The organism is Stieleria marina (genome assembly GCA_007741555.1).
Classification (GTDB): Bacteria; Planctomycetota; Planctomycetia; order Pirellulales; family Pirellulaceae; genus K23-9.
The window spans coordinates 1301836-1327913 of sequence record CP036526.1; the positions used below are offsets into that span (position 1 = coordinate 1301836).

At 54.6% G+C, this 26078-nt stretch carries 1 protein-coding gene; it reads left to right on the forward strand.

The features are described from left to right. The first annotated feature begins 276 nt into the window (after positions 1-276). Positions 277-25785 (forward strand): pre-peptidase C-terminal domain-containing protein, encoded by a 25509-nt coding sequence (locus K239x_RS04665; RefSeq protein ID WP_145416475.1) that lies wholly within the window; start codon positions 277-279, stop codon positions 25783-25785. Positions 25786-26078: the final 293 nt, after the last annotated feature.

Here is a 26078-nt window from a genome sequence, read left to right on the forward strand (position 1 = left end):
GATTTATTTCAATTTCGGCTCAAGTCGAAATGAAAGGTCCATCGATGAGCGTTTGCCGATCGCAAACGCCAAGACTGAATTGACCCGAATGGATTTGGGACGTTGTTGGTTATGAAGTTTGAATCGCTGGTCACACAAGTACGTCGCAAGTATGGGCTCTCGAAGTCAAGTCGTTTGTCGAAAGGAAAGCGAGGCCGCCACGGGAATCGTGTTTCGGGACGACGTTCCACGTTCGAATCACTTGAACTGCGTCGTCTGTTAGCTGCCGAAGTCACGATGGCTGCAAACACTTTGGTCGTGACGGATCAAACCGGCAGCGATGACAAATTGTCAATCGAATCCGTTGGCGACAACTTCCTGATTTCCAACAACAGTCCTCTGACGTTGGCTGGTTTGGTCGATGCCGATTCAAACCCCAATTCGGTCACCGTAGCCAAGGACTTGATTGCTGGGATTCACGTTCGGGCGTCCGGTGGCGATGACACCATCACGCTTGGCAACATTGGCGACACCTCGATCGCCATTGATGGTGGTGACGGAAATGACATGCTGGTTGGGCCAGGCGTCGATAGCAGTTGGACTATCAATGGAACCAACGCGGGCTATGTCGCAGGTGTCAGTTTTACCAGCATGGAGAACTTGACGGGCGCGGCTGGCAACGAAGACACGTTCAGTTTCACTGCGACGGGTTCCTTGAGCGGGATCGTCGAAGGTGGCGACGGTGGTTTTGACGTGATCGCGGCCTCGACGGGCGGTTTTAATTCTCTCATCTACACGTACACCGGTCCTCAATCGGGCAGCATCGAACGCGATGGTAACGTCATCAACTATGACGGTTTTGAACCGGTCGTACCTGGTGGGCCTCTTGATGGATCCGCGTCCAACATTACTTTCAATTTTGCGGGGGCGCACAACATCGAATTGTCGCACGTTGCTGGCACCACGGGCGCTAACGCGACCTACCGCTTAGCCAGTCTGGATAGCCCAGGGACATTCGAACAAACGGATTTCATTGTGAATTCGTCGGTAACCGGCGTGACGATCAATCTGGGAACAGGCGACGACTACTTTATGTTCGGCGACATGGGAGCGGACGCTTCCGTATTGAGCAAGTTCACAATCAATGCAGATTCGGCAACTGCCTCCAGCGGCGATACGATCAAAGGGCCCGACGTCGCGTCGACCTGGAGCATCGGTGCAGCGAACACCGGCAGCGTCAATGGAGTCAGCATTTCGGGGTTTGATACTCTTATCGGCGGTGATGCTGGGAACGCGATTGCTGTGACTCCCGGCGTTGGCACACCGGCAATTGAAATTCAGGGCGGCAGCGGGCAGGATGATTTAGTCATCGATGCCAGCGAAAACGTTGTCTCCAGCGGCGCAGGCAGCGTGACGGTCGGTGGTTTTGCATCGATCGGGTTTGATTCCTCCATCGACACGGTCAGTGCGTCGGACTGGCGTTTCAGTGCCACCAATCAGGCGGATTTGTTCAGTGGTCTCGGCGAGCTTGCTTCGTTTGCAGACAGTCTTGAAACGACTGGCAGATTTAACACGTCTGTCCCGTTGGCGGGCAACGGCGGCGCCGATGCCGACACACCGCTTACTTTTGGGGACCTGTCCGATCCAGGCGGAGTCTTGCAAGCGCTTAAAGACAACTTGCAAGCTTCTAGTTTCGGAACAACTCCCCTAGCGTCTCAAGTCGTCAGCTTTCTGTTGGGGCAGTCAGCGGGGGCTACCGCGGCGGTGCAATTGGACATCAGCCAATCCGGTGCGCAGACGATCCAGGTTGACACTCGGTTTGATGCAACACGCACAAGCACCATTGGCTTGGCAAATCAAGAACGGCTGGAACTGCAAGGATTGTTCTTTGCTGATGATGCGTCTTTTGATTTGACTGCCAGTACAACATTTGATTTTTCGTTCGGTTTTGAACAAAACGCGTTCTTCGTCGATTTTGATAGTGACCAGTTCGACGTGTCGATTACGGAGACCGCTGTCGCCGTTGATTCAAAGCAGCTTGGCATTGGTGTCTTGGGCACGACGATCGATAGCGGTGCGTCATTCGACTTGGATGCGGATCTGCAGGTCACCATCGAAAACCAGGGCGCAAACGGAAGTCGTTTGAGTCTTAGCGAATTGCAGAATGATCCAGTCGATGATTTGGCCAGCGTGACAGCTAGCGGCACCTTCGACGCAAATTTTGGCGTCACTCCGGCGACACAGGCTGGATTTATACCGGGCGTCGGGCCGTCAAGTGTGCAGATCGGCGGGACTACTCTCGATATCTTCCGCGATCTGCCTTCGGGACCACCCGTCTTTATGGCGTCGGAATTGGTGCCATTTACACGAGCGACCGCTCAAGATCTTTTAGATCCGCTGTCGCCGCTATCAAACTGGCTTGACGGTGTTGGGGCGACGGGCATGTTCGATGCCAGCGTGCCGTTGGTTGACATTCAACTTGGCGACGTTTTGGACTTCAGTGGTGCCCTGGAGCGCGGGCTGATCGAACAGGTTAGCGAACAGAGCCGCGTAACCGGACTTGCTTCACCGGCGAACCCCAGCGAGGAACTGGATTTTGCAGTCCGTGACGGCGCGTCGTTGACATTGCATTACAACGGAGCTGAGTACGTCATCACGCTAGCCGCGGGCGTCCAGAGCAATCTTGATGACCTTGTCCAGGACATCAACAGTGCCATCATGGCAATCAGTTCACCGGATTCGGCTCCTGCCAATCGCGTTCGTGCCGAAGCAGTTGTGCCAGCGGGCAGCGGGGCGGGAAACGGTGTCATTAGTTTTGCGGCTTACGTGGACGCCAATGCGACGGAACTACAGCTGGACACCGATTCAAGTATCGATGTCAGTTTTGCTTCGTTGGATTTAGCTAGTGATTTTGGTTTCGGATCAGGCCGTCAAGCAGTCGACGTGCGCCCGAACTTTGTGACGGTTCAAGAACTGATCGGTGCTGTGTCCGGTCTCGCAAACGATGTCACTGTCACATCGGAGTTTGACGCTGCGACCAGCAAGTTGACGTTTGATGTACAGCTCTCCGAACAACTGACAACGGTCGACAAGCCATTATTGGCCAATCTGGACTTAGGTGCTCTATCGAATCTAAGTGTTGGCAACGAGGTCGAATTGACGCCTGAGGTGGCCCTGGACTTTACGTATGGTTCCGACCTGGATGCCATCGATGATTCGCGGTTGAAACCGATCGGCCAAGTCGAACAGAGCGGTCGCTTGACCAATGATGCCGTCTTCGAGATCGAAGTCGACGGTGTCGCGACGACAGTTACGGTTAGTGCTTCGGCAACCAGCGGAAACACGGGCCTGGCTGACTTGGTCGCCGATATCGACGCGGCTTTGGCGGCAGTCGCAGACGCGACTCTCAATGAAGATTTGGCGTTTGGGCCGCGACTAGAGATTGCCAAGATCGGCAGTACCGATATCACAATTGTCGCGGCAAACGAAATCGCGCGAAGCGAACTGGGAATAGCTGCGGGAACGTTCAATATCGACCGCGCGAGATTTATTAACACGCCGGCGTCACCTGTCTTAGGATCCGACCTCGTTTTTGATGTCCAAATCGATCAAGTCCGAACGAATGACGTGACTGTGCTGGCGGGCGCGTTTGCAACGCTCTCAGACCTTGCAGTCGCAGTTAACGTGGCATTGAACGCAGAGGGCATTGGTAGTCGCGTGAATGCCGAAGTGGCCGACAATCAACTCAACTTCGTTCTAGTTGGCGCAGGCAGTGACGACTTCCTGGCCGTTTTCGCAGATGATGGCAGTGCCTTACTGGATACTTACGGTTTCGTTAACGGCCAATCCGATCGCGCTGACCAGCTAGCCCCCGCGTTCTTTGATGCCAGCGTGGCGGACGGTACAAGCTTGACGGGGAATGTGCGTTTGGAGTGGGATGCCGCTGCCGGGGATACCGCACAATACAACTTTGTCGAACTCGCAATCGATGATGCGGCGGCCGTGGGCGTGTTGACTCAAACGACATCGTTGACGGACACCGACGGAGACGGCGACGGGTTGGTAGACGTGACGGATTTGGTGGTAAGCCGCGGCACGCTGACGGCAGAAAATGCACTCGATGGAGCGGCTGCAGGTGGCAAGGTAAGCGGTGACGCGACGTTCAACGTATCGCTCAATGGTGAAGACTTTGTTCCCGTAACGGTCAAGCAAACTGAGAGCATTACGGCGGCGAATAAGCCAAGCGGTAGCGGATCGACTAGCTTCGTACTCGCTGGTGACGCTGCATTACAAATCGACATCAACGACTCATCGAGCACTGTCACGCATGTGTTGGCACTGGCCAAAGATGCGATCATTGGTAGCTTCGACACCAGCACGCAAGTCGACACCAGCAGTGACACCATCACAATCGCTTCGCACGGTCTGACAACGGGGACCGCAGTTTTCTACAACAAAGAGGGCGGTACCAGCATTTCGCCTTTGTCCAATCGCGATCGCTATTACGTGATTGCGACGGGAGCAAATACGTTGCAGCTAGCCAAAACCAAAGCGGATGCTCTTTCAGGGACAGAAATCGAGTTGAATACGACCGGCTTCGGTGCCGGTCATACCTTGACGACGTCGGGCACGGCTGGAAATCTGAACCTTGGCGACTTGATCCAAGATTTGGAGATCGCGATCGAGGTCGCTGGCATCCAAGATCAACTTGAAGTGTCTAGTTCTAATGGCCGAATTAGTCTGACGGCCATCGATTCAACGGACGATTTAGTTGTCAACTTCGCGGCATCCAGTCCGGCCGAGCAGTTGGGTTTTGCCAACGGCCAGCAACAGGGCACGGGCGAACTTTTGGTAGCGGTCAACAGTGCACTAGCAGCCGCGGGATTGAGCACGTCCGTTGCGGCGCGGCTTGATGCGAACGATCACTTGATGCTAAGCGTGCCCGTGGCGGGAACACTTGAGATTCAGGTCGGCGCGGCTGACCCTGGTGCAACGGAACTTGGGTTCGACAGCGACGCGAATCAAGTGGCCCAGACTGCGGTCAAGTCCGTGACGCGTGGTGGCACGTTGGATTCGTCCAGCATCGTCGACGTCGACTTAAAGAACTTGGTTACGGATTTTCAAGCAGCCAACCCTGGCCAATCGCTGCAGTTTGCATGGAACATTCCTGCTCACATCGCAGGCGAAGACGCAGCTGCGGCAGAAAACCAGATCGTTGTGACCGCGACGATGACCGACCTTGCCGCTGTCGCGGATTCGGCACAGACAGAACTCGGTTTGACAGACGGCCAGACGAGTTCTCACGTGCTGATTGCAACCAGTGATGCAGTCCTGGTTTCACCTGTCGACGACAATGTTGATGCAAACGCCACGTTTGATTTGACGGTCGGTGGCGCGTCGCCAGCGACTTTTCATGTCGAGATTCGTGAAGGTGCCAAAGCTGACAATACGAACGTCCTTGACTTGGTTGCCGACGTGAACGCCGCTCTGGCCGAGAGTGGCATCAGTGCCGTTCAAGCAACGATTCGCGCCGGAAAACTATTGCTGGCTCACGCAGATGGCGAAGAGCTAACAATCAGCAACGTCAATGCGTTTGCAAATTCCGAACTTGGCTTTTCCGGTAGCGAAACTTCCCAGCAGATCGTCATTTCGCAGACGCTGTCGACAGCCAGAGGATTGCCAGGACAAGGCCGTCTGGAGAAAGACGCGACTTTTTCAATCGCGATCGGTGCAGCACCGGCTGTCACTGTCGTGGTTTCACGTGCGTCGACGTTAAACAACTCTAGAAACATCGACCTTTTGGCCGACCTTAATGCCGCGTTAGCGACCGCTGGATTGGCCGGTTCCGTTGTCGCCGAATCTTCTGGCACTCAGTTTCGTTTGGTAAACATTGCGAACACTGATGCTCTGACACTGTCGATTCCGCAGCCAGCGGAAGTAACGACAACGGCTGATTCGCTGAAAGTGTTGGACAAACTGACTGGCGAAGACATTCTGCGGGCGCTGCAATTCGCCAGCGAAGCACTCGATACATCGACGCGGGACGATGTCTTAACTGGTTTCGAGAACGTGCTGGAAAGAGCGTTGCCGTTCTTGGGCGTGACCGGCAATGAACTGAACGACTACAACGAAGTCTTTGCGTCACTTGTTGCGGGTGCTGACAGCGCTCAGGCACCCAGCTTGCAACAACTCGCTCGTGCAATTAACGACCTGATGGCAGTCGCAATCGTGCCGTCTTCCGGCCCGGACGCGGCGCATCCTGGCATCAAATTCACGGTCGATAACGATGTGCTTGGTATCGATTTGGTGCTGGTTCACGATGCCACACGTGATTTGAAATTCAACGTCGACGTCTTGCCGCTTGCCGAATTGGATGCAGCAGGCGTTCCTAGTAATCTAAATGACGATCGAATCTTCATCACCGATGCTCTGAGCGCATTGGATCTGACAGTCGAATCCACCGCGATCATTGATCTGGATTTGCAAATCGATTACGCGGGCGATGCTCCCGTCATCACGATGCTGGATACGTCGGCAGTCGAAGTTGGATTCAACGTCGACATCGACGAACTTGACTTCCTTGCTGGCGTCGGTCCGGTCAGTCTGTTTGTCAAAGAAGGCGTGATCCAGTTTGCCGACACGTTGGGTGGAACAGGCGACGCGAAGTTCATGGTCGATTTTCACGGTCCAGTGCTGCTTGACGGATCCGAACTCTCGAATGCAGCGGGAAATTTTGATACGTCGATCGATGGTGCTGCACAGTTGGTGCTGCCGATGTACGGCAATTCATCTGTCACATCTGCACTTGGTACCGATGGTCCAACTCCGCTCGAATTTGAAATCGCAGACTTAGACGATCTGTTGCTGGAAGCTGTCGGCTCAGTCAATATTCCCAATCCGGACGACATTCCAGACTTGGCATCGCGTGTTGATAGTGACCTAAACACGTTGCTGTCGAACCCTGAGTTCTTGATCGGCGGACTCGACCGGGTACTTGGGACCATTCAGACGGGCATTGAAGCACCGTTTGCCGCCCTGGAGCATTTGCCGCTTGTGGGTGACCAGATCATGGATGCGGTGCAGCCAGTTCTGGACGAATTCAACAACATGCGTGTTGAGGTTCGAAATTTCCTGGAGTCCAAGTACTCCTCTGCGATCGATGGCGGATTCTACGGCGGCAACGTCAAGCTAATTCTTCAAGAAGCGTTGTTCGATCTGTTTGGTAGTAGCAGCGACGGTGGTGCTTCGGACGGATCAGTTCTGGACGGGAACAATGACGGAGCAGGGCCGCGACTGGGCATCCTGCGAGACCTGAAGACAGACGGAAACGCTGTGAGCGATTTCGGTGACATCTTGCTGACGGACTTCGACACCGATGATGCTGCACGCGACTTCGTCGAGTACGACTTTCAGATCGGCCAAAGCTACAGCATCGCGTTGCCGTTTGAGCTTGGGTTCGCCGTCGACGATCTTGGGCTAGACCAAATTCTGCCGAACTTTGGATTCAACGTCGATGCTGGCAAAGGCGTGACGTTTGATCTTTCATGGGACTTTCGTTTCGGTTTTGGCATTAGTGTCGATGAACTGTTTTACCTAAAGACAGATCAGACGGTGGATATCGCCGACCCGGCTTCGGAAGCGATCGCCGAACTGGTACTTGCCGCTGACGTAACGGTCCCCGGTTTCAATGCCGATATCAATTTGGGTTTGGTTGGTGCAAAAATCAGTGATGGCGTTGCTAGCTCCACTCGAATCAACAGCGTCACTCCTATTAGCTTGGCGGATATCCTGTTTGATCCAGGTGGAACGGGGCTCGAAGGAGCGTTCGATGTCGAGTGGACGAAAGAGGATGGCAGCACGGGCGTCTTTGAGTTTGATAATCGAGGAACGGGCATGGGGGGCGGCGGCCTGTTGGGCGCGCTCTCAGGTCCGGTTCGGGCGCTGCGATTGATCGAACAACTGAATCTTCAACTCTTCGATCTCAGCACAGGCGGAATCATCGCGACGCCGGATTTGAGCGCGGTTGATTTTGAAGATCCCGGATTTGCCCTGCGGCTGACCGCTCGCGATCCCGACATCGTGCAACTAAAAATCACACACGTCGCCGGCAACGATTTTGGGTTCCTGGATGGTCAACTGGAAGACCAGCGATCAATCGGCCTTGGTTTTGGCGAAGAACAGGAAGCCACAGCGGGCGTCATCACCGCCGAGTTTGACGCACCGGTTGAAGGAGTATTGAATCAAGACGCGACGTTTAAGTTGATGGTCGATGGGATTGAAGTCCCTGTGATGCTCCACGCATCGGGATTAGCGAAAGAAGTCAGCGACCCTGACGGCACGCGTACCTTTGACGGTGACGCTCAAGTCAACGTCGGGACTGACACAATCACGATTCTTGGACACGGTCTGTCAACTGGCGATGAAGTCTTTTATAGCAACACCGGCGGAGCGGACAGCTCGATCGTTCCATTGGAAAAAGGCCCCCGATACTTCGTTATCAGAACGGGTGACGACACGATCAAGTTAGCCGAATCCAAGGCCGACGCCTTCGCAGTAAATGCAATCGACTTGACTGCTGCAGGATCTGGGACGCCACGTGAACACACGTTGACGTCGACGTTGAAGGGGCGCGATGCGTTGATCATCCAGCTTAACGATGAGATCTCGGCGGCGCTTACGGAGGCGGACGCGTCATTCACTGGCGACGAAGTGTTTGCGACGCTTGACGGCGACAATCTGGAACTGACCGGTACGGGGCTGACCAAGATTGAGTGGAGTCCGCTGGACATTTCGCGTTTGGGAATCGCATTCCAAATCGACTTGGTTGACCCGAGTGACGAAGGGCGTTTGACACTTCCAGAGATCTTTAGTGATCCGAAAGAAGCCTTGGCGGTCGAGCTTTCGACAAAGGCTCAAGCACGTTTCCACGTTAATACAAACGCCAACACGGTCACTGACTTTGTCGAAGACATCGTCGGCTTCGGTGGTCTTGGCTTGCCGCAAGTCGACTTCGATTTCAAAGTCGAATTCGAGGGCAGCGTCGATGTGCTGAATAACTTTGAAACAGATTACTCGATCGACAATTTCCAGTTTGCGAACATTCAGGTGGATGTTGGCGAAGTGCTTAGCACGCTGCTGGCGCCAGTGCTGACTGGCATCCAAGAGTTGCTTAATCCCGCGTTTGAGATTCTCGGTCCAGCCGCTGACGCCACTCAAGGTTTCTTGAACGCTCCTGTTCCTGTGCTGAGCGAGATTTCGAATCTGCTTGGGATCGCAAGTGATTTTTCGTTGTTGGACTTCACCGGCAACAAAGATCAGTTCAATCAGTTCATGGACGTGATCGGAACGCTGATCGACTTGATTGATGCGTTCAACGATATTGACTTTAGCAACGGGCCAATTATTGCGAATCTAGGTAGTTGGGAGCTGGTCTTTGACAAAGAGAGTCCGCTCTACTTCCCAAAAACAAAGCTTCCTGTGCCGGTGGAAATCGTCGATATCTACGGCGAATCGGGCGGCGAAGGTGATCCGGTTGCCGCCTTGTTGAAACTGCTTGGGATTTCGGCAGACGGAACAGCATCCTTTGAGTACGAGCCGGGTGGATTCAAAGTCGACATCCTTGATCCGTCGAACATCTTCAATCTGATCATTGGCGAAACGTTCGACATCTTCAGCTTCAACTTGCCGACGCTAAGCCTAGAGCTTGGACTGGACGTTGGGTTTGACTTTGACGTTCTTGAATTTGCCGTGGATGGTGGCTTGACCGTCGATGTTGATCTTGGGTTCGTCTATGACTCGACGGGTTTGGATCGAATCATGGAGACTCGTAATCAAGGACTGGAGCCTGATTATGGGGATCTGCTGGACGGTTTCTACATTCGCACGACCAATGGGCCTGAAATCTCGCTGGGCGCGCACTTCTCGGGCGGCGGATCGATTGACATCCACACGCCGTCGTTCTGCATCGATGTCGGATTCACGGATATTTGCTTCCCACGCTTTGACATTTTTGTAGTGGGTGCCAACGCGCATGCGAGCTTTGACCTGGGGCTGGACCTTCGTGATCCGAACGAAGATGGCGCCTTGCGTTTCGACGAAATTTCGGCGCTGACCAACGACTTCCGAAACCCTGAGAATCTGTTCTACGTCTTTGACATTGTCGGTAATGCAAACTTCGGTTTCGGTATCAGCGGCACCATTCTTGGTGTTCGATTGGACAGCAGCGACCTGCCGTTTGACACTACCAACATTGGCGGTTCGTTTTCCGCACAAGATTTCTTCGCGACTGCGTTTGGCCTGCCCAACCCGTTCGCGCCGATCCTGGGTGAAGTGATTGGTGCCAAGGGGCCTGGTTCGGTCGTCGAAGGAAGTACCGGCGAAGTCACTACCGCGTCACCGAGTTCGTCGCGTGTGCTGCGAATCAACGCGGGCGAATTTGACTACGCTCGCATCCATGAAGACACTGACGACAGCGATGGCGTGGTGGGCTGGACGGTTTCATCATCGGGTTCCGTAATCACGATCAGTAATGGTAGCGACACGACCGCAATCAATACGGCCGTCAATCCGGTCGATTCGATCGTCTTTCGCGGCAGCAACGCAAACGATTCCATTGACTTTAGTGGACTGACATTGCCAATCTCGGTTGACGCTCGCGGCGGACTTGGCAGCGATTCGATCACCGGTGGTTCTGGCAATGACTTGATTCTGGGCGGCGACGGAAACGATTCCCTTTCTGGTGGCGCAGGCGACGATGCGTTGTACGGTGATGCCGGCAACGACATTATCAATGGCGGCAGCGGCAATGATTTCTTGGTCGGCGGAATTGGGACTGATTCACTTGCCGGTGGCACCGGCGCTGACCAATACTTGTACGGAACGACTCGCAAAGACCGGCGTGTTTTCGGTGCGGACACCATCACAGAAGCCGCCGAAACACATACCGAAGAAGCTCGCATCCTAAACGTCTTCGGCTTACGTGACGAATTCGCTTACGTACCGGGAACCGGGAGTTTCACGTCGCCAGAGTTTACAGGGTCCAAGGATGTTGAAGACCTCGGATTCGATACCGGTGTGATTCGCGTCAGTGCTCTGGAGCACGGGCTAGTCACGGGCGACTCAGTGACAGTGACCGGCGTCGAAGGATCGACGAACGCTAACGGCACGTACACCGTGTTCAAAGTCAGCGACAGTCGGTTTGACCTCCAAGCATCCGTCGTGCATCCCGCCGGCGCGATTCAAATCACGATTCCCGATCACGGGCTGACGATTGGGGCAACGATTGCCAACGCGAGCATCACCGGAATCGGTGGCGTCTCCAATGCAAACGGCCTGCAAACGCTGGAAGTAATTGACGAAGACCGGTTGGAAATTATTCAAACCGGAACGGACGCGGTTCCCACATTCATTGGCAACTACGAACGAAACAATGGGGCCGGGTTTATCATTCTGCCCGGCACTCGGACACCTGCGGAAATCACCGCGGATGAAGCAGCGACTTGGGAATTGATCACCGACACGGTGGACTTCAGTAGCCTGGGCGGCACCAGTGCGATCAATTTCGATCTGAATACCAGCGGAGCGAGTATCACAATTGGCAGCGAGACGCCGTCCGTGAACATGGTAACCGTCGTTGGCCAGCAAGTTGAAACCTACGTGGGTGGCCGAGGCGATGACCAGTACAGCGTGAGTGCCAACGCGAGCCACTTCATTCGCCTTGATGGCGGCGAAGGATCCGAAAACTACTTCGTGCAGCTTGGCGATGATCTGCTTGGCGATATCTATATCCAAGACTCCGGGAACGTCATTCGCGCATCGGACGAGTTGCTCGTTCATGGCCGCGACACTTCGGTCGCCGATGGCGTTGGCTTGACGCGAAAGAAGATCACTTTTGCGGCGGACAAAGCGATCAAGTACTCGCCAGCGGACATTGCCAGCGGGCTTGAAAACATCCAAATCGACTTAAAGCAGGGCGACGATATCCTGAACGTCGAAGGCACGTCCGACGAAATGGAAGTGTTGCTGCGTGGCGATGCGGGTAGCGATACGTTCAACGTCGGCGTCTTCGTTGGCGACGGTAGTCTTCCTGCCGCGGCCTACAATCTGAATGACATTAACGGCATTCCGATCAACCTAGACGGTCCGGGGCCACTTGTGATCGACGGGTTCAATGACGATCCCGACGCGCGGCCAGGTGCGGATGACGCGGACGTTTTGTTTGTTATTGACTCGGCCGATACGATTGACAACACGGCCGCCACGTCCGGCAAACTGACTAGCACTGCTGTCACAGGACTAGGGATGGATGTCGGGATTGAATATTCCGCGATCTGGCATCTGGAAGTTCAGCTTGGTCAAGAGTCCGATGAATTCGAGATCGAAAGCACTCACAGCGGCACAACCGCGGTGCTGGGTGGCCCGGGTAGAGATGCGATCGACGTGCTTGGCACAGCCCAGTTGGCCAGCATCCTGGAAATCGGTAATCCGGCGACCGTCAGCGTCGTGCAGACGACGTCTGGAAACACTACCACCAAAGAAACTCAGACGATCACGATCGATGATGCGGGGGATGGTTTCTTTCAACTTTCGTACGGCGGAAAGACGTCCGACTTGATTTTTCATGATGTCGATGAAAGCGTTCTTCAGGAAACGCTGACGTTGCTTGATGCTGGCGAAATCTCCGTCGTCAAGTCAATCGTGGACGATAAGACAACCTACACCGTCAGTTGGCTTGCCAATGGTTCTCGCCTCGCAATTGGCACTCAAGCCGTCACGATTGACGACCTTGCCAGCCAACGGATTACGGTCACGAATACCGATGGCGTCAAAAACGTCACCGAAGAAACCGTCACGCTCGAGTTCGAGGCAACTGCGGGCTACTTTACATTGCAGTTCGAGGATGTCGCCGGCACGGAAACCGTGCTTGGTGCTGAGTCCTCGGTCGTACTGCCCTTCTTTGATCTGGCTCGTCGTTCGGCTGACTTGCTTGATCCTGCCAACGACAAACTGGACACGCAGGCGGAAGCTGAAGCAGAAGCCATTTCACGAGCCAAGAAACAGCTCAAAGCGGCGATCGAAGAATTGCGTTTGGTTGGGCCAGGTTTTGTCGATAGTGTGACGAACACAGGCAATCGCTTCACAGTCACTTTCCGAAAAGATCTAGGCGATTTGCCTCGTCTGATTGCGATCGAAACATCGCTGCTGGTGGGTGGTGGCGACGACGCGGACACCATCGGCATCCAGTCGATCGATGCAGCAACCTTTGTGTTGGGCGGCGACGGCGAAGACACGATCAATATCAATGTCGACAATCGCGCTGCCGAAGTCGTGATTGACGACATTGCCGGTCCACGACCAGCCCGAGCCGGCAGCAACGGTGTTAGCGATCTTCTTGCCCTCGACGGACAGTCTGGTGGCGACGACTACTTTGTCTACTTGTTCGGTGGCGAAGTGAGTTCGCTGTTGAACCTGTTTGATTCGGGGAGTTCGTCCAGTGGCACAGACACGGCCAGAATCGTGGGCACGGACCAAGAAGATTTGTTCCTGCTGCGCGCCGCGGTTGCCAACGATGGTTTGGCATCGGTGTCGATGATCAAACCAACCGTTGCCGCTGACGCACGTCGCGCCGAGGGAGATTCCGTTGACGTCGAACGTGTCAATTACAGTGGCGGGATTGATTCACTGGAGATCTTTGGACGCGATGGCGATGATCGTGTTGCCGTCGATGACACACGTGCGGACATCAAGATTTACGGCGGCGAAGGCGACGACTTTTTTCAAGTCGGACAACTCTACAAATCGCAGCGCACCAATTCGGCATCGATTCCCAATGCGGACGTTTTCGCTACGATCGAAACGACACGAGGTTTCCTCTCCAACGGAAATAGCAACCCGCTAACGATCTTCGGCGGCATCGGCGAAGACGAATTCTTGGTCTATCACAACGTGGCTCCGCTACAGTTGTTTGGGAACGCTGATAATGACACGTTCTTGATTCGCGCCTTCGCACTGGTCGGTTCGCAGGAAGATTTGCGAGACCGGACGGACGTCAGTGGTGGCGGTGGTGCTGATTTGATTCAGTATGCGGTCAACGCACCGGTCAATATCGACGGCGGCGATGGCTTTGATACGATCATTGTCATTGGCACGGAGTTCAATGACGACTTTGTCGTGACCGAAAACGGAGTGTATGGCGCTGGTCTAAATATCACATTCGTACGCATCGAATCGGTCGAAGTGGATGGTGCCGAGGGCGATGACCGGTTCTTTATCTTGGGCACCGGAGCCAATTTAGTAACCAACGTGACCGGTGGCTTGGGCAGCGATACGTTCAACGTGAATGGTCCCACACCTGATGTCGTTAGCAATGATCTATTAGGTCACAGTGGGCTCATTTCTCACCTGGTCGAAAGCGGCGACAGTCAATACGCAGGCCTGACCGTTGACGGCATTTCAGCCAACATTGCCGACGACGACGAACCGGCCATTCGGATTACGGTTTCCGACGGTAGTTCGGTGGTCTCTCAAGGCCTGAAGGACACGGACAACTACTTTGTCTCATTGACTCGCAAACCAGAGAACGGTGCCCTGGTCGTGGTCAAAGCGATTGCACCGCGTGGCATTCGGTTCCGCAAAGTCAACGGTCAAAATGCGGTCGAGTCCGATGGAGCAACACTGACGTTCACTGAGTTCGACTGGCATCTGCCGCAAGAAGTGGTTTTTGAAACCGACGAGCAAGGAACTGCTTCGGTGACCACGACGACCGAAGGCGGCACCGGGATCAACGAGGAGCAAGTGCTGACGGTCGACGCGACTGAAGGCAGTTTTCGCCTGAACTTCAATGGCGAAACAACTGGGTTGATTAACTATGACGCTAGCGACCGAACCACCGTCGCCGCGAGAATCCAGGACGAGCTTCGTCAACTGACAGCCATCGATGTCACCGTTGGTCCCGAAATCAGCGGGTCAGTTGGGGCCGGCAGTAGTGCGATTCAGCTTGATGACGTGACGGGAAATTTCGTGGTCGACGGTGTCGAAGCGGGGGACATCATTTTCAATGTCACTGATGGTTCGTCAACGAAAATTACTTTGGTCACTGGCACGACGTTGGCAACCAGCCTTCTGAGCGGCGGCGCAACGAATACTTGGAACGAAGGCGACATTTACGTCATCGAAAACAGAGCGTTCGCAGGAACCTCTGCCTTCACGATCGAATTTGACAGCCCCTCTGGCACCAATGTTCCGGAACTATCAGTCGAGTTCGAATCCGAGGCACTTGTCGCTAACGATATCGTTGGCGTTGCTCCTGGATTCATTACCCATAGCGTCTCGGTGCAAGATGGATCCAATGGAATCGGCGACACGATATCGGGCTTGTTCGTCGATGGTCCTGTCAACGCTGGTTCACGCTTGTTGAATGTCTTTGGTGGATTGCCGACATTCGTCACGGAGCAAGGAAATGATGTTCTGCGGGGGGCGACGGTAAACATTATCGCCGGGGCGGGCATCGGACAGAGCCAACTGATCATTGGCAATGACATGTCCGAAATCGAAGTGGCGAACCCTTGGGGATTGGCGTTGGACAACACCAGCCGAATCGAAATTCTCCGTTATGCGGGCGTTCAACTGCCCGTTGTTCAGGTGCAAATTGTTGGCGATGACGGCCCGGCTCTGGATGTTCGGGAAAGTGACGCCGGTACCTTCGCCGCCGAAGCGTCTGAAATTCATGGCTTCGCCGGTGACGGCGACACGACATTGGGACTGATCGACAGCGTCACGGTTTCGCTGGCACAAGATCCTGGCGTCGATGTTACGGTTGATTTGAATAGCGTGGTCGCGACCGTGCGCACCGAAACCGAAGGCACGTTGGCCAACAGCGAAGTCCAGGTTTTGGGCATCGAAGCAGTTGACGGCACGTTTGCGGTCAATGGTAGCGCGGCGATTACTTACGACTTGTTTGATTTGGATGGTGTTGCGACCGACATTCAGTCGGCCTTGCCAGGGACGACCGTAACGCGTGCTGGTGCCGTGTTCACAGTGAATTTCATCGCTGCTGGTGACCAGCCAGAGATCACACTCGATAGCACGAATTTAAACGGACAACTGGAATTCGTCGTTGCCGATGGAGCTGGCGGTTTTGAGAAAACGAGAACGCTGAACTTTGCGAATGGCGGTTGGAATGATGTGCAGACGGTCTACTTACTTGGACGTCAAGACACTTTCGTCGAAGGATTTCAGAAGTCCAATTTCACACTGACGGCGGGCGACAACTACGCCAACGCCACAGCGTCGGTCGTCGTGGACGTGGCTGATGATGAAGTCGCTGGCGCGTTGGTTCTGCCGAGCGATGGAAGCACGGACGTAATGGAAACAAGCCTCTTCAGCGACGTCATCTCTGTCGAATCGCTCGAGTTGTTGGGGACCGCGACGGGCGCGCTCAACAATTTCTTTGGCACTGACCGCGATCGTTATGCGGTCCAGCTGGAAGCAGGCGAAACCTATCAGTTCTCTCTGCGTGGCAACGAGACAGGCGATGGAACGTTGACGGATCCGCAGTTGCGTCTCTACGACAGTGCGTCCAATGAGTTGCTAAGCGACGATGACGGAGGAACTGGCCTGAATTCGTTGATCGAATTTACTCCTGCATCATCGGGACGCTACATTTTGGAGGCAGCCGCCTTCGACGAAGGCGGCAGCGGATCGTACACTCTCTCCGCCAATTCAGGGCAGCTTCAAGACTCCATTCAATCCAGTGGTGGGCAGAACCGTGTCAAGATTTATCTCAAGGCTGGCGAGACATACAACTTCGATCTACTAGGTGATTCCACGGACGACGGAACATTGGAAGACCCAGTGCTTCGTCTCTACGACAACGCGGGCGATCTACTTGAGGAAGATGATGACGGTGGAACCGAACTAAACGCGTCGATCGAATTCACTCCGACTACCGCAGGCGTTTACATTCTGGAAGCTGGCGGTTTTGAAGACCAAACCGGCACCTACGCGCTTACATGGAATGACGGGACGCCATCCTTGGTGCAGCCCTACGTTCAAGAATTGACCTTCAACGCCAGCGGCGGAACCTTTGTGGTTGGCTGGGGAGATAATGTTAGCAGCGACATTGCGTTCGACTCTGGGAATCTCAGTCAAGTTTCGGCCGATATCGTCGCGGCGCTAAACGGATTGGCAAGCATTACGACAGCGGGGATTACTGTTTCGTCGTTTGGGGCCCCAACGCCGGGGACCAGCCCGTCGCTCGCGTTTCACTTTAGTGGTGCCAGCGGATTCATGGAGCTGATCAGCGTCAATGAATCCAGTTTGTCCCAGTCTGCACCATCGACCTTTACGAAAGACAACTACCAAATCGTTTTGACCAAAGCTCCTGCGAGCGGCGAAACCGTGACGGTCAATCTGGTTTCGGACCAGACGCGTACACAACGCGGCGCTGGAGTCTTTGGCATTCGCAGCTTTACCGAGCAAGTGGAGCTGTCTGACGATGGCGTTACGTTTGGTGTGACCAGTAGCCTTGTGTTTACTGATTCCGATTGGTTCGATCCGCAGACAGTGGAAGTACGGGCGAGGCCTGACGATTTTGTCGATGGCGGTGATTCCAAGTCGTTTGCGACCAGCCTGAACCAGGCGAATGCGATCGAAGGCCCCCTGGTCATCACTGGTGGGCTAAGTAGCGATCGCAGTTCGGATCTAGAACGCGAGCCAGTGATGCTGCCAGCCGAAACGAACAACAAGCCAGCTCTGGGCGATGTCATTGGTGCGGACGCCTTTACCATCGACATCAATGTGGAAGAACAAGTCGCGGGCGTCGTAAACATTGGCACGACGACCAGCGGCGGATCTGCTGGTATCGGAACGATCGCGACCAATACAGTGGGTGGACCAGGCGAACAGGCAGGAGCCGACGTTGATGAACTGCAGACTCTAGTCATCGATGCAGTCAGCGGACGTTTCCAGTTGACGTTGACTGATGCGAATATCAATGGCGGCGCGACGCAAACCACAACGGACATCACGTTCGATCCCGATCCGCTTTCTACCACGACAGCGACTCAGATTGAAAATGCGCTAGACGCGTTCGCTGGCGTTAACGTCAGTGTTCAAGGCACTGGATCGACGTACTTCATCACCTTTGAAACTCCGTCAGGGCAGGACGTTAGTGAGCTTGAGTTTATCAATGTCGATCTGACTCGAATTGGTGCCGCCGTCAGTGGCGCCAGTGCCGAAAGACGACTGGTGCTCAACGGCAACGCGGGCACATTTAACTTGAGTGTTAACGGTGCCGCGATCAATGGCATTGCGTTTGACCCTGCTGATCCAGCGATGGCAATGACCATCATGGATGCGATCAACGGCGCTCTGGGCAACGTCGTGATTGACGTGAACGGGTCCGGCGGAATCTATGACATTGAATTCGCCAGTTCCCCTTCGTCGCTCACCGTCGACGGCGCGAACTTGGAACTCAACGAGATCCAAACCATCACGGTCGATGCCAGCGCCGGTTTCTTTCGTCTAACCAGCGAAGGATTGGCCACCACCACTTCACTGCCCAATGACGTTTCAACCGGCATTTTGGAAACAGCGATCGAAGCATTGTATGGCGGCGGCACAACCGTTTCGGTGGTTGTGGAAGTCGTTGGCAATGTGCGAGCGTACACAGTCGAATTCACTGCCCCTGCGAATCAAAACATCACCGAGCTTCAAGTCGTCGAGGATTCAACGCCACTGACACGCACGGTTCGCCAAGCATTGGAGAGCAAACTTGGTAAGACGATCGTTGATCCCACCGATCTGAGCACGTTTACGATCGAAATCACTTCCGGCGATGCCAAGAACAAGCTGCGAGTGATCACTGGCGGCACCGATCAAGGTGGCGGAGTCTACCGTTTCAGCGTCGGTCGGCCTTGGCAGGGTGGACTCACTAGCGAAGTGCCAACGAGCGACAGCACTTATACGATCGAACCGACCAATCAGAATTTGCTGGTCGATGAAAATGAAGAGACCGACGTTCTGTACGTCAACGATACCGACAGTGTCGTTTCGACGCCGTTGCCTGCGGGTGATTTTCGTGTCACGGCTGATCAGTTGACGGGTCTTGGGATGGCTGGCGACCAAGTCATCGGTGGTGAAACACAGCCCGGAGGTATTCGATACGCGGCATTGGAAGAGTTAATTGTCACGTTGGGCACCGGTGACAACCTGATCACGATCGAGGATACCCACAAAGGGGCAACCACGATCAACGCGGGTCGCGGCGAGGATCATTTCGACATCCGCAGTATCTCGGGGCATACCTTCGTCAATGCTGGGCCCGACGCTGATTCGATCGGTGTGACCAACGCTGGCTTACTCAGTGAAATTGGCGGATTGCTCACCATCACTGGCGATGTTCCAGAAGTCCGCGTGGTGACGCTGGGCAAAGGATCCAAAGCGGACGTCGCTGCCGATGTTCAGTCCGTGGACGAAATCCAGCAGTTCACGATCGATGCTACTAATGGCAATTTCACTCTGTCCTACGTTAGCAAGACAGCGGTGATTGATACGTTGACCGAAGGCGGGCGTGGCGCGAATGAAGTCCAAGAACTGGTCGTCAATGCGAAAGGCGGGAGTTTCTCGCTGAGCTACGATGATGGCGACACCAATCGAACGACCGATGCGATCACTTACACCCCGGGCGATGATTCGAACACGGCTATCGCCATCGAAAACGAATTGGCAGCTCTGTTTGACGGCACGACGCTAGGCGTAAGTGTTGCGTCAGTCGGTGGACCGTTTGGTTCGACTTTCCAAATCACGTTTACTGGTTCGGCGATCTCGGGAGCGGAACAACTGCAGGTCGATGGTCCGGCGCTTCACAATTCTGGCAAAGTAATCGCAACGGCACCGCTTGCCTACGATGCCAGCGCCGCGGACGTCACGGCAGCGCTAGGAACTCTTGAGGACATCGGACACAGCAGCAATGTTGAAGTTTCAAAGGCGGGACCGGTCTACCGAGTCAAGTTCGTCAACAATCGCGGTGCACAAGACGTCGAGCTACTTGGCGCCAACTCGATCAGCCTGACATCGGAAGGTCCGACGGACACACTGGTTGTTGACAATACCACCGATACGCTTGATCGCAACACATTGTTGACTGGGACTTCACTGACTGGACTGGGCATGTCCAGCGTCAACGAGATTCAAACACTACGGATTGATGCCAGCGGCGGCAGTTTCAGGATCTCGCACGAGAGCAATGTTACCGCAGACCTGGACTTTGACGTTGATGCATTGACGTTGCAGATGGCTCTGGAGGGCCTCGCCAGTATTGGTGCCGGCAACGTTCGCGTTGATCAAAACGATGATGTGTACGTCATTCGATTCCGCGGCACGCTGACCAATGCCAATGTAGACGCACTGGTAGTCGACGCGAATGAACTGTTCCGTGTCGAAGATGTTCCCGGCGGAAACACACAAACCGTTGACGGAGACGTGGGAATCGCAACTCGTCACGATGGCATTCCTGCTGTCGTTACCAATGAGATACAGCGTCTGCTGATCACAGGTGCGACCACCGGCACATTTACGCTGGCGTTTGGCGACGCGGCCAATGCGACAGCCGACATCGCCCTGGATGCGGACGCTGGCGATCTGCAACTGGCTTTAGAGGCGCTGGACGGCATTGCAGCGGGCGATTTGGTGGTGACTTCCACCGGCACCGGCGACTTTACGATCGAATTTGTGGGTGAGTTGTCAGCAGCCAATCAGATTGCGTTGTTTGTTGCCAATGGCACCGACGGAAACGTTGAAGTGACCACCGTTGTCGAAGGCTCCGATGCGGCTCGCAATGATCTGCAGGTGTTAACCGTCGACGCGGACACTGGCAGCTTTACCTTGTCGCTACGCGTTCCGCAGTTGACCAATGCGTTTACGACCAGCCCGATCGTCTTTGACGCGAGTGCCGAAATCGTCCGCAAGGCGTTGCAAAGTGCTTTGGCGTTCGAGTTAACAGGTGCATCCGACCTGAGTACCGTGCCCGAGAATTTCAAGAGCGACTTCACGGTGCTGAAGATTGACAATTCGTATTTAATTGGTTTCCAGGGCAAGACACGCCAGATCAACGATGGACCTGGTGTCACCTATCTGGATGTCGATGCGAGCGGGCTGGGGCTCGATGGTGGAGCTGGCGAAGCCAACGTTGAAACGCGGATGGAGGGAATCAACTACTACGGGATTGAGAATTTGGAGATCCGGCTGGGCAGTGGTAGTGATGTGGTCAATGTGCAAGGCACTAGCCGTGGCAGCTTCAAGGACGATCTGACCGCACACACGAAAACCAATATTTCTCTGGGCGACAACAGCGTGTCCGGTCAGACGACCGAGCATGTTTTTGTTTCTTCTCATGCAGATCTGGACAGCAACACGATCTTCACGACGGACGGAAATGCTGACGTGTTTGACTTCTTGACCGGCAACGTCGACGGTCTGCTGGGAGATCTAAACATTGATTTTGGCGATGGCAGCCATGGTCTGATGATCAGTGATGAATCGGCGACGGCAAGTGATGCGAATGTTGCTATCTCGGACATTGAGCCAACTGATCTGGCAAGTCTGAGTAGTGCTGCTGAGGGTGCTGAAATCTGGGTTACTGGACTGAGCTTCGGCGGCATCAGTTACGGCGTTGATACTTCAGGAGATCTCTACCAAGGCGTGGTCTATTGGACTGGCTCCGGTGATGACGTGATTGACATCGATGGCACGCATTTGCGTTCGCTGGGCAATGGTTTGGATCGCACGACAACGTTGCTGAACACTGGGTTGGGTGATGACAGTGTGACCGTCGATCTGGACACCGGCGAAGATGACTTCTTCGCTTTGCACACGACGGGTGGGGCGCGAACGCCATCGCCGGTCGCAGATCTCGGTGCTGGCGAGACGGACAATGATACTGTTCGCGCAGCAGAATCCACTTTGCCGCTGATCATCTTCGGCGGGCTCGGTGCTGATGATATTCAGGCGGGCCAAAATGATGACATCGTTTTGGGCGACCTCGGACGCGTGCACTATCGCGACAGCAGTACCGATCCGTCGTCGGCAGTGATCATTGCAGCATTTGGAAATGGCGGTCGTGGTGATGTTATCAGCAACCATCGCGAAACGCTTGATTTGGTGACGACGAAAGATCCCATTCGCGGTGACGCCGATACGATTCACGGAAACGATGGCGACGACATTGTCTTCGGCGGCACTGCTGGCGACATGCTTCACGGCGGTAACGGTCATGATGTACTTTACGGTGATCATGGAAAGTACGATTCCCGTTTGCCAGTGCAGCAACGCTTTGTCTCGGTCGATTTCAATGCGACGGATGGACCTGGTGATGATGTAATTTACGGCGACAGTGGCAACGATTTACTGGCCGGCCAACGTGGAGACGACGAGCTTCATGGTGGTGATGATGATGACGAAATCGTCGGTGGACTTGGCAGTGATGACATCTTCGGCGATGCCGGCAATGACTTCATTTTGGCCGATGCAGGAAAGATCCTGAGAGATTTCAATTCCGACGGTTCGATTCAACTCAATTCCGACGGCACTTGGCATCGTGATTTGCTGACGGAAGAAATTGGTGTTGTCACTGACATCATTCCAATGGACCCGACCGGACTCGTGAATCCGCCCGCGGACCTGGCTGCACGTTTGCTCGCTGCGGACCGAATCGCTCTTTCCAGCATTCAGTTGCCTTCGGGGGCGAAGAACATTGATGACGCGAGCGGCCAATGGCAAACAGTTGCTTTGTTGATTGATTTATCGGATGCGGATGATGACACCGTTGATGGTGGCGACGGCAACGATGTCGTACTTGGACAACGTGGCGACGATTCGCTTCGCGGTGGTTCCGGGAACGACACGTTGATTGGCGACCACGGGATCAATACATCTCCATTCGAAACGGATCTGCCGCAAATGATTGATTCGATCCGAATCACAGGTGTTCAGGCTGGTGCAGGTGATTTGTCAGGCATCGAGCTGGATTTGCCGTCGGATGGTCAAGTGATTGTTTCAGAATTCGTAGCCGAACCAGGAGATCTAGTCGCAGAGCGGCCGCGTTGGGATCGCGTCACGACGGTCAATGAAGGTCTTTCGCAAATTGCAAATCAAGACGAAATCGAAACACAGGACGATCTGCGACTTGCTCCGGCAATCTCGATCACGCCCCATTTCATCGGTCACGCGGGGGAGCTAAGTGGAAACGACACTCTCTTTGGTGATGCAGGTGCTGACTTGCTTTTTGGTGACAAAATGCTGGTTGGCAGTGAATTGGCCACCGGGTTGGATCCTGTTACCGCTGCGACCGACGCTGCGGCAGCTGCAGTTGCAGGTGTAATGCACGGGTTGGAAGGGCTTGCTCTAGATCAAAGCGTTGTTCGATACGAAGTCGACGGCTTAGTCAATAACGACGCTATCATCGAAATTGGAAACGATACGCTTGATGGTGGTGATGATGATGACACTTTGGTCGGCGATAACGCGACTTATGAATTGCCGGCGGCGAGAACGGTGCCCGGCGGTGGAACCACGGCCGAGAATGCAAGTCAATTGCAGCAGTACATGGCCGACCTGGAAACCCTGGCCGACGACGCATCGCAATTGGTCTCGATCGCTCATCTGGGGGTAATCGATCGAATGCTGTCTGATGCCCAGGCGACTCGTCCGACGCAGCCAGCGATCAGCGATGGTGACATCGATTATGTCCAGCACCACCGTTTAGTGACTGGCAATGACGTGCTTCGCGACGATGACGGCAACGACACCTTGGTAGGCGGTGACGCGACGATCATCGCGCCGATCGTCAATGGGGCGGTATCGGATTTGCCCCAGACGAAAGTCGTTGCGGGGATGACGATGGATGAAGTCGACGCGTTGGAGTCGCAGCTGCGTGCCGATGCGGCACAGCGTGAAAACGAATTGGTCGATCGACGCGAAGCACGATTGCAGAAAATCGATCTTGAGCTCAATGCTCGCACACCGTTGGATCGGATCGCGTTTGTACCATCGCTTGATCGCGAAATTGACAATGACGATATTGCTGGCGGAGCCGGTGACGATGCAATTGCCGGTGACTTCGCCGTGATCGCAACACCTCTGGTGAATAATGAACCGACGACGGCCACGGAACTGCGAGACTTAGACGTTCACGTCGAGATTCTGCTGGACCAAGTCTCCGAAGCAGATCGTACTCACGTGGCCGAAAGTTTTGATTCTCACTTGGGCCGTGCACGACACGCCGAATCATCGACTGATGCGTTGTCCCCTGAAGCTCGTCATGGTTCTATCGGCGGAAGTTGGACGATTGGCCAAGACCAGATCCAAGGCAATGACGGCCATGACACTGTATTGGGTGACAACGGGGCAATCGTCACACCGATCATCGTTGACAATCCGACCCGGCAGACGACATTGCGTCGATCGGCATATCAAATCGGCTATCGCGAAGACGCGATGATTGCCTTCACTGGCAGTCCAGCACTTAGACAAGTCGTCTTGGATTTGGATGGCGACGTGATCGATGGTGGCGATGGCAACGATGCGTTACTTGGAGCGATGGGTGACGACCAAATCGATGGTCGCGATGGCGACGACACGATTCAGGGCGGCAACGGCGTCGATGTTTTGGATGGTGGTGCTGGCAACAACGACATACGTAACGATGGCGGAAACTACCCGCGGCTGAATGTCAACGATGCGTTGGGGGCCTTTGAATTTACAACGATGACGCCGACAACCAAGCAATTGTTGCTCGATGCTGCGTCCGGCGCCGAATCGCCACAAGGTTGGGCAGTCAGTGGAGGCACTAGCGGCACAGGGAACGGAGATACTGTCGTGACGACGCCTCCTGAACCTCGAGTCGTAACTGCCGACGGAGATACTGAGACGGTTGTGGGGCAGCCAATTGTCTTCAGCGCGACGATCTCTGGATCGCCAGGTGGCGCCGCGCAGCAGATCAAGTGGGAGATTCTTGATTCGGCAGGAGTGTTGGTCGCGACCGGAACAGGAGCAACCTTCACGTTTACGCCGACGATTGCCGGTACCTATACCGCAAACGTGATCGGCACCGATGACGCCAACGGAGAAGGAACGACTAGCCTGACACGCGATGTGCAAGAGACACGTCTGATGTCGGACGCTGCCAACCCCGGGATGTCGATTCTGGTTGTCGGCGGTACTTCGCTACGCGATGACATCCGATTGAACGATGTTCGCCGCAAACCCAATTCGGTCGAAGTTCGTCATCAGGCGGGACGCGGTGATTGGGTTCGGGTAGTCTATGACAACATTAGTCAGATTAACGTGTACGGCGGCGAAGGCGACGATGACCTGACGGCCGATCGTCGCTTGACGATTCCAGTAAGACTGTTCGGTGGAGCCGGAAACGACAAACTGCGTGGCGGCACGGCGGACGACTATCTGGACGGCGGCGCGGGAGATGACCGCATCTTTGGCCAGGATGGCTCCGACATTCTGATCGGCGGTCTTGGTACCGATCGTCTGCGTGGCGGCAGAGGTGACGACTTGATGATTGCCGATCGCTTTGAGTGGGAAGACACCGATGCGTTGTTGCTGCGGTGGACGGATACGAGCACCTCAGTTGCTGATCGAATGAGTAGTCTGATCACCGATCTTTCAAACGCGATCACTTCCGATGGTGCCAAAGACGACGTTGACGGAGACAAAGGCAACGATGGGTACTTCAGCGAATTGACTGACAAAATTCGCTCGGGAATCCGAGACCAAGACATCATTACGCTATTTTGATGCCTGTCGGTTAAGAAGAACGTCAATCGCGCGATACTCCGATCAAAGATCTGCGATTCGCTGTGAATAGCTGACGGGATCAGCGTCCGATTGCTCAGGCCTATGCGAATATTGTCAGGAAGCTAAAGTTGGTAGCAGAGCCTGTTCCAGAGACTGTGCCGAATTATCCAGCTAAGCCATGATGAAAAAATCTGCCATTCAAACCGAATCTGGTTCCATTGAACCGCAAGGTTCGCCGTCCCAAACCAAGACCGCGAAGCAGAGTAACTGCAGTACGATGCCCGCTTGTCCTG

Bases quoted from the DNA above. Each gene is read 5' to 3' on its own strand.
- K239x_RS04665 (WP_145416475.1), top strand. From the start codon at position 277: ATGGCTGCAAACACTTTGGTCGTGACGGATCAAACCGGCAGCGATGAC.